Here is a 13642-nt window from a genome sequence, read left to right on the forward strand (position 1 = left end):
TCCTTACTAGACACCCGTCGGGCTAAGCATGGCGCTTTCTTTCACCACAAACCCAACATTTTTACAGAATCTTACCCGCCCGGGTTAGCGAAAGCTGGCATTTGTTTTACTTTTGGCACACATAAAGTCAAAATTAAGAATTCGTTACGCTGCCTACGGACGGCCAGCGAGGCGACGATTATACCTGAAGAAAGGACTTTAGATGCTCTTAGCGACGGCTCTGTTAATTATTGGTTTATTGCTGGTTGTCTACAGCGCCGATCGTCTGGTCTACGCCGCTTCAATACTCTGCCGTATGCTGGGAATCCCCCCCCTTATTATAGGGATGACGGTGGTCAGCATCGGTACCAGTTTACCGGAAGTCATTGTTTCTGCTGCCGCCTCCCTGCATGGACAAACCGATCTGGCGATCGGAACCGCTCTCGGATCGAATATCACCAATATTCTGCTGATCCTCGGCCTCACCGCTCTGTTTCAACCTTTTACCGTGCATTCTGATATCCTGCGCCGCGAATTACCGCTAATGTTGCTGGTCAGTTTACTGGCAGGATTCGTTCTGTATGACGGGCAGCTCACGCGGATAGACGGCCTTTTTTTGCTGGCGCTGGCCGTACTGTGGCTGCTGTTTACCCTTAAGATTGCCCGCCTTGCGGAACGCCAGGGGAACGACAGCCTGACCCGTGAACAGCTGGCGGAGCTGCCGCGGGAAGGCTCGCTTCCCGTCGCGCTGCTCTGGTTGGGCGTCGCGATGATAGTGATGCCGATGGCCACGCGGATGGTGGTGGATAACGCCACGGTGCTGGCAAACTTTTTTGCCATCAGCGAACTGACCGTCGGCTTAACGGTCGTTGCCATCGGCACCAGCCTGCCCGAGCTGGCCACCGCCATTGCCGGAGCGCGAAAAGGCGAAAATGACATCGCCATCGGCAATATCATTGGCGCTAATATTCTTAATATCGTACTGGTTCTCGGGCTCCCCGCGCTGATTGCGCCAGGCGCCTTTGCCGCCGAGGCCTTTAGCCGCGACTATGGTGTCATGCTGCTGGTCAGCCTGATCTTCGCGGTGCTGTGCTGGCGTCGTAAACAACAGCCCGGTCGCCTTGCCGGTGCCCTGCTGCTGGGTGGTTTTGTGCTTTGGTTAGCGATGCTGTACTGGACAGCGCCGCTCTTCGTTGAATGATTCGGGATAACATTATGTCGCAAATAGATTTGCCAGCGGATTTTGACTTTCAACGGGCAGGCCGTGAGGTGCTGGACATTGAACGTGAAGGTCTGGCCCAGCTCGATCAATATATTAATGAAGACTTTACCCGTGCCTGTGAGACCATTTTTCGCTGTACCGGTAAAGTTGTGGTGATGGGAATGGGTAAATCCGGCCATATCGGGCGAAAGATGGCCGCAACTTTCGCCAGCACCGGGACATCATCATTCTTCGTCCATCCCGGCGAGGCCGCGCACGGCGATTTGGGCATGGTCACCCCATGCGACGTAGTGATCGCGCTATCTAACTCCGGGGAATCAAATGAAATTCTCGCCCTGATTCCAGTCCTCAAGCGCCTGCAGGTGTCGCTTATCTGTATCACCAGCCGACCAGAAAGCAGCATGGCGCGCGCGGCGGATATTCATCTGTGTGTGAAAGTGCCCAAAGAGGCTTGCCCGTTAGGGCTGGCCCCCACCTCAAGCACCACCGCCGCGCTGGTCATGGGCGATGCCCTTGCCGTAGCGCTGCTGGAAGCCCGCGGTTTTACTGCTGAAGATTTTGCGCTATCGCATCCTGGCGGCGCGCTGGGCCGTAAGCTACTGCTGCGGGTCAATGATATTATGCACACCGGCGATGAAATTCCGCATGTTGGCCTGGGGGCCACGCTGCGCGATGCGCTGCTGGAAATCACGCGCAAAAATTTAGGCATGACCGCTATTTGCGACGACGGAATGAATATCATCGGCATTTTCACCGATGGCGATCTGCGCCGCGTCTTTGATACCGGCATTGATATGCGTAACGCCAGCATCGCCGAAGTGATGACGCGAGGCGGTATCCGTATCCGTCCCGGTACGCTGGCCGTTGATGCACTGAACCTGATGCAGTCCCGTCATATCACCTGCGTGCTGGTTGCAGATGGCGACCGTCTGGTAGGTGTGATACATATGCACGATCTCCTGCGCGCGGGCGTAGTGTAAGTAAGGAAAAAATAATGAATAATGCTGATGCCCTGATAGCGACCTGCTATGGTCCGGTAAGCCAGGGTTTTATTGACCGGGCAGCGAAGATCCGTTTACTGATACTTGATGTGGACGGCGTTCTGTCCGACGGTCTTATCTATATGGGCAACAACGGCGAAGAGCTGAAAGCGTTTAACGTGCGCGACGGCTACGGTATCCGCTGCGCCCTGACTTCAGAGATTGAAGTGGCGATAATTACCGGGCGAAACGCTAAACTGGTGGAAGATCGCTGCCAGACGCTCGGCATCACTCATCTCTACCAGGGGCAGTCTGATAAGCTGCTGGCGTTTCATGAGCTACTCAATAAACTGGCCGTTAGCGCGGATGAAGTGGCCTATATTGGCGACGATCTGATCGACTGGCCGGTGATGGCGGAAGTGGGTTTAAGCATAGCGGTAGCCGATGCGCATCCGTTGCTGCTCCCGCGCGCGGATTACGTTACTCGTATCAACGGCGGTCGCGGAGCGGTACGCGAAGTGTGCGATTTGCTACTATTGGCGCAGGGCAAGCTGGATGAGGCCAAAGGGCAATCTATATGAGTAAAACCAGACGTTGGGTTATCATTTTACTATCGCTGGTCGCGCTGATCCTGATCGGCCTGAACCTGGCGAGTACGGACGATGCCACCCAGCAAGCGATCAATCCTGACGATCCGACGTATACCAGCGAGCATACCGATACCGTCGTTTATAGTCCCGAAGGGGCGCTTAACTACAGGCTAATAGCGGAACACGTAGAGTATTTTTCCGAACAGCAGCTCTCGTGGTTCGCAAAGCCGGTGATGACCACCTTCGATACGAATAAAGTACCAACCTGGTCTATCAAAGCGGATAAAGCTAAGTTGACGAATGACCGCATGCTGTATCTTTACGGGCACGTTGAGGTTAATGCGCTGACGGCGGATTCTCAACTGCGCAAAATTACGACGGATAACGCCCAGATAAACCTGGTGACGCAGGATGTTACCTCCGATGACATGGTGACGTTGTACGGAACAACATTTAATTCCAGCGGCCTGAAAATGCGCGGGAACCTGCGCAGCAAAAATGCCGAGCTGATTGAAAAGGTTAGAACCTCATATGAAATTCAGAACAAACAAACTCAGCCTTAAGATTGCGCTCGCCAGCGCCTTACTGGCCGCCAGCCTGTCGGCACAGGCCAAGACGGGTGATACCGATCAGCCGATTCATATTGAATCCGATCAGCAGTCGCTGGATATGCAGGGCAACGTCGTCACCTTTACGGGTAATGTCGTCGTCACTCAGGGAACGATCAAAATCAACGCCGACAAAGTCGTCGTGACCCGCCCGGGCGGCGAAAAAGGCAAAGAGGTTATCGATGGCTATGGTAACCCGGCCACCTTCTACCAGATGCAGGATAACGGCAAACCGGTAAAAGGCCGCGCGTCAAAAATGCATTATGAACTGCAAAACGACTTTGTCGTGCTGACCGGCAATGCGCATCTGGAACAGATCGATAGCAATATCCAGGGCGACAAAATCACTTACCTGGTGAAAGAGCAAAAAATGCAGGCCTTCAGCAATAAAGGCGGGCGCGTGACCACGGTTCTGGTTCCTTCGCAGCTGCAGGACAAGGGTAGCGATCAGTCAAAGAAGGGTAAGTAATTCGTTATGGCAACATTAACCGCAAAGAATCTTGCTAAAGCCTATAAAGGCCGCCGCGTTGTAGAAGACGTCAGCCTGACCGTGAATTCGGGCGAGATTGTTGGCCTGCTAGGCCCAAACGGCGCCGGTAAAACCACTACCTTCTATATGGTTGTTGGTATCGTACCGCGCGACGCGGGCAACATTATCATCGATGATGAAGACATCAGCCTGCTGCCGCTACACGCGCGCGCGCGTCGCGGCATCGGCTATTTGCCGCAGGAGGCCTCCATTTTCCGCCGTCTCAGCGTTTACGATAACCTGATGGCGGTATTGCAGATTCGCGACGATCTGAGCAACGAGCAGCGTGAAGATCGCGCGAAAGAGCTGATGGAGGAGTTTCACATTGAGCACCTGCGCGATAGTCTCGGCCAGGCGCTCTCCGGTGGTGAACGCCGCCGCGTCGAGATCGCCCGCGCGTTGGCGGCTAACCCGAAATTCATCCTGCTGGATGAACCCTTTGCCGGCGTTGACCCCATCTCCGTTATCGATATCAAACGCATTATTGAACACCTGCGCGACAGCGGCCTTGGCGTCCTGATAACCGACCATAACGTCAGGGAAACGCTGGCCGTTTGCGAGCGTGCCTATATCGTCAGCCAGGGCCACCTGATAGCCCACGGTACGCCGCAGCAAATCCTTGAAGACGAGCAGGTTAAGCGCGTGTATCTTGGGGAAGACTTCAGACTCTGATAGGGTAGAGGTTACAGACGTTTTAGCCGGAGATATTGGCCCTGAATATGAAGCAAGGTTTGCAATTAAGGCTAAGCCAACAGCTTGCCATGACGCCACAACTGCAGCAGGCGATTCGTCTACTGCAGCTGTCCACGTTAGAACTCCAGCAAGAACTCCAGCAGGCGCTGGACAGCAACCCGTTGCTGGAGCAAACCGATCTTCACGATGAGGTAGAAACCAAAGAAGCTGAGGATCGCGAATCTCTGGATACCGTCGATGCCCTTGAGCAAAAAGAGATGCCCGAAGAGCTGCCGCTTGATGCCAGCTGGGATGAGATTTACACCGCCGGAACGCCATCAGGCAACGGCGTCGATTACCAGGATGACGATCTGCCCGTCTATCAGGGTGAGACCACGCAAAGTCTGCAGGATTACCTGATGTGGCAGGTTGAACTTACGCCATTCACTGATACCGATCGCGCCATCGCGACCTCTATCGTCGATGCCGTTGATGATACCGGCTACCTGACGATTTCTATCGAAGACATCGTGGAAAGTATTGGCGACGATGAAATCGGACTTGAAGAAGTTGAGGCGGTTCTCAAGCGCATTCAGCGTTTCGACCCCGTCGGCGTGGCGGCGAAAGATTTGCGCGATTGCCTGCTGGTCCAGCTTTCACAGTTTGCCAAAGAGACGCCGTGGATTGAAGAAGCCCGTCTGATCATCAGCGATCATCTCGATCTGCTGGCCAACCACGACTTCCGCAGCCTGATGCGTGTAACCCGCCTCAAAGAAGAAGTGTTAAAGGAAGCGGTAAATTTGATCCAATCGCTGGATCCGCGCCCGGGGCAGTCGATCCAAACTGGCGAGCCAGAATATGTCATTCCTGACGTTCTGGTGCGTAAAGTGAACGATCGTTGGGTGGTTGAGCTCAATTCAGATAGCCTTCCGCGCCTGAAGATCAATCAGCACTATGCCGCTATGGGTAACAGCACGCGCAATGACGCTGACGGCCAGTTTATCCGTAGCAACCTGCAGGAAGCGCGCTGGCTGATCAAGAGCCTGGAGAGCCGCAACGACACCCTTCTGCGCGTCAGCCGCTGTATCGTCGAACAACAGCAGGCTTTTTTTGAACAAGGCGAAGAGTTTATGAAACCGATGGTGCTGGCGGATATCGCTCAGGCCGTCGAAATGCATGAATCCACTATTTCACGCGTTACTACGCAAAAATACCTGCACAGTCCACGCGGTATTTTTGAGCTGAAGTATTTCTTCTCCAGCCATGTGAACACTGAAGGCGGCGGCGAAGCATCGTCGACGGCTATTCGCGCGCTGGTGAAGAAATTAATTGCCGCGGAAAACCCCGCGAAACCATTGAGTGACAGTAAGCTCACCACCATGCTATCCGATCAGGGTATTATGGTGGCACGGCGAACCGTTGCTAAGTACCGAGAGTCTTTATCCATTCCGCCGTCAAATCAGCGCAAGCAATTGGTTTGACCCAACCGATAAGGAAGACACTATGCAGCTCAACATTACAGGACACAACGTCGAGATAACCCCCGCCATGCGCGATTTCGTTACCACGAAGTTCAGCAAACTGGAGCAGTTTTTCGACAGGATCAACCAGGTCTATATTGTGTTAAAAGTGGAGAAGGTGACGCAAATTGCGGACGCCAATCTGCATGTCAACGGTGGCGAAATCCATGCCAGTGCGGAAGGGCAGGATATGTATGCTGCTATCGATGGACTTATCGATAAGCTGGCAAGACAGTTAACAAAACATAAAGATAAACTGAAACAACACTAATTGTCCGGGCAATCGCCTACGCCAACCGCCTGCCGGCGGTTGGCAAGGAGAGCTCAGGTGAAATTATGATAAATAACGATTCGGCTCTACAACTGAGCAATGTCCTTAACCAGGAATGTACCCGTAGCCAGGTTCACTGCCAGAGCAAGAAACGCGCGCTGGAAATCATCAGCGAGCTGGCGGCAAAGCAGTTAGGCTTATCGTCCCAGATAGTGTTCGAGGCGATCCTTACCCGTGAGAAAATGGGCAGTACCGGGATTGGCAACGGCATTGCAATTCCCCACGGCAAACTCGAAGAGGATACGCTGCGGGCCGTGGGCGTGTTTGTCCAGCTGGAAACTCCCATTGCTTTCGATGCTATCGACAACCAACCCGTCGATCTGTTATTTGCCCTTCTCGTCCCGGCCGATCAAACTAAAACGCATCTGCATACGCTCTCGCTGGTGGCGAAACGTCTGGCCGATAAAACAATTTGCCGCCGTCTGCGCGCTGCGCAAAGCGATGAAGAGCTGTATGAAATCATCACTGAAGCGGGAAGCAATAATGAGGCGTAACGAAAGCCGCACCTTACGCTTTTTCGTACTGAGGAGAAACGGTACATGGTACTGATGATCGTCAGCGGCCGTTCAGGGTCGGGGAAATCCGTCGCCCTGCGAGCGCTGGAAGATATGGGTTTTTACTGCGTGGATAACCTGCCGGTTGTGCTCTTACCTGAGCTGGCGCGCTCGCTCGCTGACAGAAACATCTCGGCCGCGGTCAGTATTGACGTGCGCAACATGCCTGAGTCGCCGGAAATCTTCGAGCAGGCGATGAAAAATCTGCCCGCAGAATTTTCACCTCAACTGCTGTTCCTGGATGCCGATCGTAACACCTTGATTCGCCGCTACAGCGACACGCGTCGTTTGCATCCCCTCTCCAGCAAAAACCTGTCGCTGGAGAGCGCCATTGATGAAGAGAGCGACCTGCTGGAACCTCTGCGTTCCCGCGCTGACCTGATCGTCGATACCTCAGAAATGTCGGTACATGAGCTGGCAGAAATGCTGCGCACGCGTTTGTTAGGCAAGCGCGAACGCGAGCTGACGATGGTGTTTGAATCCTTTGGATTTAAGCATGGTATTCCTATTGATGCCGACTACGTTTTTGACGTGCGCTTCCTGCCGAACCCGCACTGGGATCCAAAACTGCGTCCCATGACCGGCCTTGATAAACCCGTTGCCGCCTTCCTCGACCGGCACACGGAAGTTCACAATTTTATCTACCAGACCCGCAGCTATCTTGAGCTATGGTTACCTATGCTGGAGACCAATAACCGCAGCTATCTGACGGTGGCCATTGGTTGTACCGGTGGTAAACACCGTTCGGTTTACATCGCCGAACAGCTGGCTGACTACTTCCGCTCGCGCGGCAAGAACGTGCAGTCTCGTCATCGGACGCTGGAAAAACGCAAATCATGACCGTTAAGCAAACCGTTGAAATCACCAATAAGCTGGGCATGCACGCTCGCCCGGCGATGAAGCTGTTTGAATTAATGCAGAACTATGATGCTGAAGTGCTGCTGCGCAATGATGAAGGAACTGAAGCTGAAGCGAATAGCGTAATTGCCCTGCTGATGCTTGACTCAGCTAAAGGGCGTCAGATTGAGATTGAAGCTAACGGCCCGCAAGAAGTGGAGGCGCTGGCAGCGGTTATCGCGCTGTTCAACGCCGGGTTTGATGAGGATTAGATTTCACTCCCCCGGTCGCAGCGCGCCTTCCGGGGTACTGAGCCGTGAAATCATCAATGTAGCTGATTCGCCCGCATAAACCCTTCCCCACCTAATTGCCTCATCTGGCGCAGGATCCACGCCTGGCGGCTGCGAATATAACCTGACGGCGCGTCAGCGCGAAAGCGAATGGGATTAGGCAAGACCGCCGCTAAAAGCGCGGCTTCAGCAGCCGTTAATCTACTGGCCGGTTTGTGAAAATAGCGCTGCGATGCAGCTTCAACGCCAAACGTCCCTTCACCAAACTCAGCAATATTCAGATAAACGGTGAGGATCCGCTTTTTGCTCCAGACCGTCTCAATGCCAACGGTCAGCCCCGCCTCCAGCCCTTTCCTTAGCCAGCTGCGACCATCCCACAGGAACAGGTTTTTTGCCGTCTGCTGCGACAGGGTTGATGCACCGCGGATGCGGTTCTCATTGCGTTCATTGTGCGCCAGCGCCTTCTCAATCGCTGGGACGTCAAACCCCCAGTGCTCCGGGAATTTCTGGTCTTCCGCGGCAATAACCGCCAGCCCCATCCACGGAGAAATTTCATCCATGCCCACCCAATCGGAATGGGCGATGTAATGAAAATTCCCTGAGAGCCATGCGCCGAGCTGCCGCTCCAGCATCACCGCTGAAAACGGGACGGGGACGATGCTAAACAGAGCAACCCCGCCGCCCCATAGCACCGCGCAAGCCAGCAGTAGCCTCAGGAAAAAACGTTTAATCAAGCGCAACGGCGAAAAGCGAAATGTCATGCCGTCAGAACCAATACGCGAGAAACGAGTTTTTCAATGCCGCTCGCCGCTTCGGCGATGTTCTGCGCCAGCATATACGCGGGAGTCGTCACCACTTTGTTGTCTTCATCAACCACAATGTCATCGACCGGGCAAGGCACATGTTCGGCCCCCATCTCCTCTACCGCATCGGCGGTATCAAGATCGGTACCAATAGTTAGGCGTAGCGGAATAGAAAATATTTTCGGCAACAGCGCCGGAGCGATACAGATAAAGCCCAACGGTTTACCCGCCTGATGCATCGCCAGCGCCAGTGTCTTAAGATCGCTATCCACTTCACATTCACTTCCCTGCGCAGCAAAGCTGCTGAGGTTCTTTGCCGCGCCAAAACCTCCGGGCACAATCAGCGCGTCCAGCGCATCCGCCCGTGCGTTTGCTAAAGGCTGAATCTCTCCGCGCGCGATACGCGCCGCTTCCACGAGCACATTACGGCTTTCCGCCTGCGCTTCGCCGGTCAGGTGATTGATAACATCGGTTTGCGCTTTATCAGGCGCATAGCAGATAGCCTGAGCGCCGCTGCGGGCAATAGCCAGCAGAGTAATAACGGCTTCATGAATTTCGCTTCCGTCATAAACGCCGCAGCCGCTCAGCACCACACCAATTTTCTTCATCACATCAGCCCCTTAGTACAAGTTTATGAAAGCAGTCAAAAATTTTGAATTACTCGCTATGCTTCACATATTTTACTGTTTCATGTAACAAACTATTTAAGGTTTGCTATCTTAATGAGCGAGTAAGCCAAATCCTCAGGTTGCGCCGTGTAAAAAAATCACTCAAATGATTCTGGCGTAACGACCAGTTCCCTGGTGTTGGCGCAGTATTCGCGCACCCCGGTTTATCCGGGGTCATTTTTTATCTGCCGCCGCGACCCACGCTTTCAGCACCGCGACATCGTTTTGCCACTCTGATTTCATCTCTTCAACCCATTCACCCACGTTATCCGACCACGCAGGTAAATCCGGCGTTTGAATCTGCTGCCCTAACTGCTGGATATGGCGCAAACCGATTGAGCCCGCAGCCCCTTTAATCTTATGACCCTCATCGACAATGCCTTTCTGGTCGCGAGCGGTTAAATTGGATTCCAGGACCGCCAGGTAGCCCGGCATCATTCTTTCAAAAACGGCCAGACCGTCATTAATCAGCTTCGGCCCTACCAGTTCGATATACTGCTCAAGCATCGGAATATCCAGTACGGAAGCCGATTTACTGATATCTACAGATGGCATCTCATTCTCCTCCTCTTCCGGCGCATCCCAGAATTTTTTGATAATCGCGGTTAATGCCGGAACCGATAACGGCTTGCTCAGAACATCATCCATTCCCGCTTCCAGATACTCATTCTTGTTCTTCAGGACGTTAGCGGTAAGCGCCACCAGCGGCGGGAGCTCATCGGCGGCAAAGCGTTGTTTCAGCTGACGAGAAATATCGAGTCCAGTCATATCCGGCAGTTGAATATCAAGCAGAACCAGATCGTACTCGCCGGGTACAAACATCTCCAGCGCAGCCTTACCGGTCATCGCCACATCCACGCTATTGCCCAGCTTCTCCAGTACCGAGCGCGCCACGATCACGTTGAGCTCAATATCTTCCACCAGCAGCACGTTCAGCGCAGGTAATGGCATTTCATCTTCCGCCAGCGTGTCTTCAACCTCTTCAGCCACGGCCGGAGCGTGTACGGTAAGCGTAAAAGTCGCGCCTTTACCCGGGAGGCTGGCAACGCTAATGTCGCCGCCCATATTCCGCGCCAGACGCCGCGACACGGCGAGGCCGATGCCGGTACCTGTCGCTGGCTTGCCGCCCTGGCTATCTTTCACCTGGTAATACATGGCGAAAATTTTATCCTGTTCCGCTTCAGGGATGCCAATGCCTGAATCCTCCACTTCAAAGTGCAGGATGTCTCCTTCGTCATAGCGCACGCGGACATTCACGTTTCCACCCTGCGGGGTAAACTTCACGGCGTTACTGATAAGATTCCACAAGATCTGGCGTAAACGCGTTCCGTCGGTGATCACTTTATGCGGCAGCGGAAGCGAAGGATCCAGCACAAAGCGCAGCCCTTTCTGCTGCGCCTGCAGACCGGAGAGGTTTTCGAGGTCGGCCAGGAAGCCGGTAAAGTCCACCGGCTGGTTATCCAACTGAATTTTACGCCGCTCCATCTTATCCATCTCAATAATATCATTGAAGATATTGCCCAGCGTTACCGCTGAGACGTGGATGGTTTTCAGGTATCTTTCCTGTTCGTCGGTCAGGTCGGTATCGAGAAGGATTCGGCTCAGCCCAACAATGCCGTTAAGCGGCGTACGCAGCTCGTGGCTAATCGTTGAGATAAAGGTGGTCTTATCGCGGCTGGCCCGCTCCAACGCGTCCTGATAGCGCTTACGTTCCGTAATATCACGACCGAACCCCATCAGGCCGCGCCGCTTACCGACGCGGTCATAATAGGGCACTTTGCGAATTTCAAAGCAGGCCTTGCGCCCGTCCGGATAATCCAGCCACTGCTCGTAGGTGAGCGAGACGTTATGGCGGAAGACTTTCTCATCCGTCTCCAGCACCTTCTCCGCCACCTCTTCGCTGTAGACATCCTGTGGCTTCAGATGAATAAGCTGTTTTTCGCTTTTACCGGTCAGCAGTTCCATGGCGCGGTTACAGCCTGAAAACTCTTTATCTTCATTACGATAGAAAACCAGGTCCGGTGAAGCGTCAAGGAAGGAGCGCAGAAAGGAAGATTGCTGTTCAAGCTGAATTTGCGTTTCTTCACGTTCCTTCATCTCAACTTTCAGCTGCTCAAGCGTCGTTTCACGTTCCGCTTCAGCTTTTTCACGTTCGCCGATTTCCTGGTTAAGCTGGGCGATATTGTCCTTAAGCTGCACATTCAGCTTGAGATCGCGCTCGCGCATCTCCTCCAGTTTCTCCACCAGCCGCGAAAGACGCTGCCGGGACTCTTCCAGTTGCTCAACCACCACCGACAGGAAATAGACCGCCCACGGGGTAATCAGCAAGCCAAAGAAGATAGAGCGGATCACATCAATACTTTCCACCTGGCCGTGCAGCACCATAGTTACGGCCATCTGCACGACGATCGCCAGCACCACCAGCGCAAAGGCCAGCAGCATGGAAAAGCGCACCAGACCCAGCTTCATCATCAGATCAACATAATACTGCGCCAGCATACGGATTTGCTTCATAAGGGATTCCTTCGCGACAACTTCGCACAATAATACTCAATTCTGAGCAAGACGCTGTAAGTTGTGCGAAAAATGCGGGAAGGATTGTAGTTACGCGCCTGCCTGCGGGTAGCAGTTAGCCGGAATGCAGCTGGCGATGACGTTATTCGGCAGCGGCCGGAGATCTCCAGCAACGACCAATAGCTGACCCCTGGACGCCATATTCATTGAGATATTTATCCAGCTCAACCATCCCGGTCCACCGGTTCTCACACCACAGCGGCGCCAGCAGCGTAGGACGTCGGGCGCTGGCGGAAATACGGTGATAAATCACCTCTGCCGGGGTATGACGGATCATCTCGCCTGCGGTGACCGTATAGTCCGCCAGATCAATACCGTTCAACCTTCCGGCCTGCCACGCCCTGGCCATAATACTGCCCTTCACAATATGAAGTGGATGTAGCTTAATGCCGTCTACGCCGGTCTCTACCACCTGTTTTAGTGTCTCAAGGCATTCGCTCTGCCCTTCGCCAGGCAGGCCAACAATAAGGTGGCTGCACACTTTGAGGCCCCGCTCGCGCGCCAGGCGGGCTGTACGCTGGTAGCAGGCAAAATCGTGGCCGCGATTAATTCGGCGCAGCGTTTTATCGTGCGCGGTTTGTAAACCCAACTCGAGCCAGACTTCATAACCCTGCTGCCGATATTCAGACAGCAGATCCAATACCGCTCCAGGGACGCAGTCCGGGCGAGTGCCCACGCAGAGCCCGACGATATTAGCCTGGCTGACCGCCTGCTGATACATGGAGCGCAGCACCTGTACCTCGGCAAAGGTGCTGGTATAAGCCTGGAAATAGGCCAGGTAGCGTTTGGCGCGATTAACCCGCTGCGCCTGATGGGCCAGCTGTTCAGCGATCGAGCTGTGCTGCTGTTCTTCATCAGCAAAAGAGGCGACATTACAGAACGTACAGCCGCCGCGGCCAATGGTGCCATCGCGATTTGGGCAGCTAAATCCACCATGCAGCGTCAGTTTATGAACCTTTTCACCGTATCGGCGCATAAGATCCCCACCAAACATATTGACTAATTTTTGTAACTGCATAATCTGATAGACCGGCCTTAAGAAAGGGGCCAAGCCTGCCATTTTTAGCTACCGACGGCGATGACCTGGATCAATCGTCAACGCGGCCGCTTATCTCATTGCATAAACAATCAAGATAACTGCAATTTAATTCACCTTCATGGTAATGACTTTTCCTTATATATAACCTCTGATTTGCCATTATCTTTACCAGGGCATAAAACAGTATTAGTCACTTTTAATTAAACAAAAACCAGTTTAAAAAACTGCAATAAATAAACAGTTCAGCACAGAACGATAATACCGTGCCGTCGATATAGTGAGACAGATCACACTCGATCAAGTCGTTCCCTACGCCTCACCAGCATTCAAAAGGCCATTATTTTCTTAAAAATCATTATATTAGATGTTGTATAGCACATTTTTGTATAAATAAGATTGCCATTTGACGTATGTGTGGATTCCCGATAAGTTGGGAATCCGCTGGA

At 53.3% G+C, this 13642-nt stretch carries 15 protein-coding genes; 11 read left to right on the forward strand and 4 right to left on the reverse strand.

Going from position 1 to position 13642, the window contains the following annotated elements; translation table 11 throughout:
- The first annotated feature begins 202 nt into the window (after positions 1–202).
- From KCG39_RS15645 to npr, 11 genes are all read left to right on the forward strand, one after another.
- On the forward strand, positions 203–1180 hold the full coding sequence (locus tag KCG39_RS15645) for a calcium/sodium antiporter (RefSeq protein ID WP_049115716.1): 978 nt from the start codon (positions 203–205) through the stop codon (positions 1178–1180).
- Entirely contained in the window at positions 1177–2181 is a 1005-nt protein-coding gene (gene kdsD, locus KCG39_RS15650) for an arabinose-5-phosphate isomerase KdsD (RefSeq protein WP_375293858.1), read from the forward strand. The genes KCG39_RS15645 and kdsD overlap by 4 nt, the downstream gene beginning before the upstream one ends.
- A gap of 14 nt (positions 2182–2195) precedes the next feature.
- Positions 2196–2762, forward strand: coding sequence for a 3-deoxy-manno-octulosonate-8-phosphatase KdsC (kdsC, locus tag KCG39_RS15655; RefSeq protein WP_004125698.1), 567 nt, complete (start codon positions 2196–2198; stop codon positions 2760–2762).
- Positions 2759–3334: an LPS export ABC transporter periplasmic protein LptC gene (gene lptC, locus KCG39_RS15660; protein ID WP_004125700.1), complete on the forward strand. Its 576-nt coding sequence runs from the start codon at positions 2759–2761 to the stop codon at positions 3332–3334. The genes kdsC and lptC overlap by 4 nt, the downstream gene beginning before the upstream one ends.
- On the forward strand, positions 3303–3848 hold the full coding sequence (lptA, locus tag KCG39_RS15665) for a lipopolysaccharide ABC transporter substrate-binding protein LptA (RefSeq protein ID WP_004125703.1): 546 nt from the start codon (positions 3303–3305) through the stop codon (positions 3846–3848). Before lptC ends, lptA begins: the two co-directional genes overlap by 32 nt.
- Before the next feature lie 6 nt (positions 3849–3854).
- Positions 3855–4580, forward strand: a complete 726-nt coding sequence (gene lptB / locus KCG39_RS15670; protein WP_004125705.1) for an LPS export ABC transporter ATP-binding protein — start codon at positions 3855–3857, stop codon at positions 4578–4580.
- Positions 4581–4627: 47 nt separating this feature from the next.
- On the forward strand, positions 4628–6061 hold the full coding sequence (gene rpoN / locus KCG39_RS15675) for an RNA polymerase factor sigma-54 (protein WP_049115720.1): 1434 nt from the start codon (positions 4628–4630) through the stop codon (positions 6059–6061).
- Between the two features lie 22 nt (positions 6062–6083).
- The gene (gene hpf / locus KCG39_RS15680) at positions 6084–6371 is read left to right on the forward strand and encodes a ribosome hibernation promoting factor (RefSeq protein WP_004125711.1); all 288 of its coding nucleotides are present in this window, start codon (positions 6084–6086) and stop codon (positions 6369–6371) included.
- Between the two features lie 65 nt (positions 6372–6436).
- Positions 6437–6925: a PTS IIA-like nitrogen regulatory protein PtsN gene (ptsN, locus tag KCG39_RS15685; protein ID WP_004125714.1), complete on the forward strand. Its 489-nt coding sequence runs from the start codon at positions 6437–6439 to the stop codon at positions 6923–6925.
- Positions 6926–6970: 45 nt separating this feature from the next.
- The gene (rapZ, locus tag KCG39_RS15690; protein ID WP_004106169.1) at positions 6971–7825 is read left to right on the forward strand and encodes an RNase adapter RapZ; all 855 of its coding nucleotides are present in this window, start codon (positions 6971–6973) and stop codon (positions 7823–7825) included.
- Positions 7822–8094 (forward strand): PTS phosphocarrier protein NPr, encoded by a 273-nt coding sequence (gene npr, locus KCG39_RS15695; RefSeq protein WP_004106170.1) that lies wholly within the window; start codon positions 7822–7824, stop codon positions 8092–8094. Before rapZ ends, npr begins: the two co-directional genes overlap by 4 nt.
- A 53-nt stretch (positions 8095–8147) precedes the next feature.
- Here npr and mtgA read toward each other — a convergent pair whose 3' ends face one another.
- The 4 genes from mtgA to mnmL form a co-directional block, all read right to left on the reverse strand.
- A complete protein-coding gene (mtgA, locus tag KCG39_RS15700) occupies positions 8148–8873 on the reverse strand; it encodes a monofunctional biosynthetic peptidoglycan transglycosylase (RefSeq protein WP_123828724.1) in 726 nt (241 codons plus the stop codon).
- On the reverse strand, positions 8870–9523 hold the full coding sequence (elbB, locus tag KCG39_RS15705; RefSeq protein WP_142468340.1) for an isoprenoid biosynthesis glyoxalase ElbB: 654 nt from the start codon (positions 9521–9523) through the stop codon (positions 8870–8872). The genes mtgA and elbB overlap by 4 nt, the downstream gene beginning before the upstream one ends.
- A gap of 234 nt (positions 9524–9757) precedes the next feature.
- Positions 9758–12097 (reverse strand): aerobic respiration two-component sensor histidine kinase ArcB, encoded by a 2340-nt coding sequence (gene arcB, locus KCG39_RS15710; protein ID WP_123828723.1) that lies wholly within the window; start codon positions 12095–12097, stop codon positions 9758–9760.
- Between the two features lie 142 nt (positions 12098–12239).
- Positions 12240–13175, reverse strand: a complete 936-nt coding sequence (mnmL, locus tag KCG39_RS15715; protein ID WP_032741965.1) for a tRNA modification radical SAM protein MnmL/YtqA — start codon at positions 13173–13175, stop codon at positions 12240–12242.
- Positions 13176–13642: the final 467 nt, after the last annotated feature.

The sequence above is a fragment of the Klebsiella pasteurii genome, from assembly GCF_018139045.1.
GTDB lineage: Bacteria > Pseudomonadota > Gammaproteobacteria > Enterobacterales > Enterobacteriaceae > Klebsiella > Klebsiella grimontii.

Excerpts from the sequence above, each read along its gene's own strand:
- KCG39_RS15645 (WP_049115716.1), top strand. The coding sequence starts at position 203 with ATGCTCTTAGCGACGGCTCTGTTAATTATTGGTTTATTGCTGGTTGTC.
- kdsD (WP_375293858.1), top strand. The coding sequence starts at position 1,177 with ATGATTCGGGATAACATTATGTCGCAAATAGATTTGCCAGCGGATTTT.
- kdsC (WP_004125698.1), top strand. The coding sequence starts at position 2,196 with ATGAATAATGCTGATGCCCTGATAGCGACCTGCTATGGTCCGGTAAGC.
- lptC (WP_004125700.1), top strand. The coding sequence starts at position 2,759 with ATGAGTAAAACCAGACGTTGGGTTATCATTTTACTATCGCTGGTCGCG.
- lptA (WP_004125703.1), top strand. The coding sequence starts at position 3,303 with ATGAAATTCAGAACAAACAAACTCAGCCTTAAGATTGCGCTCGCCAGC.
- lptB (WP_004125705.1), top strand. The coding sequence starts at position 3,855 with ATGGCAACATTAACCGCAAAGAATCTTGCTAAAGCCTATAAAGGCCGC.
- rpoN (WP_049115720.1), top strand. The coding sequence starts at position 4,628 with ATGAAGCAAGGTTTGCAATTAAGGCTAAGCCAACAGCTTGCCATGACG.
- hpf (WP_004125711.1), top strand. The coding sequence starts at position 6,084 with ATGCAGCTCAACATTACAGGACACAACGTCGAGATAACCCCCGCCATG.
- ptsN (WP_004125714.1), top strand. The coding sequence starts at position 6,437 with ATGATAAATAACGATTCGGCTCTACAACTGAGCAATGTCCTTAACCAG.
- rapZ (WP_004106169.1), top strand. The coding sequence starts at position 6,971 with ATGGTACTGATGATCGTCAGCGGCCGTTCAGGGTCGGGGAAATCCGTC.
- npr (WP_004106170.1), top strand. The coding sequence starts at position 7,822 with ATGACCGTTAAGCAAACCGTTGAAATCACCAATAAGCTGGGCATGCAC.
- mtgA (WP_123828724.1), bottom strand. The coding sequence starts at position 8,873 with ATGACATTTCGCTTTTCGCCGTTGCGCTTGATTAAACGTTTTTTCCTG.
- elbB (WP_142468340.1), bottom strand. The coding sequence starts at position 9,523 with ATGAAGAAAATTGGTGTGGTGCTGAGCGGCTGCGGCGTTTATGACGGA.
- arcB (WP_123828723.1), bottom strand. The coding sequence starts at position 12,097 with ATGAAGCAAATCCGTATGCTGGCGCAGTATTATGTTGATCTGATGATG.
- mnmL (WP_032741965.1), bottom strand. The coding sequence starts at position 13,175 with ATGCAGTTACAAAAATTAGTCAATATGTTTGGTGGGGATCTTATGCGC.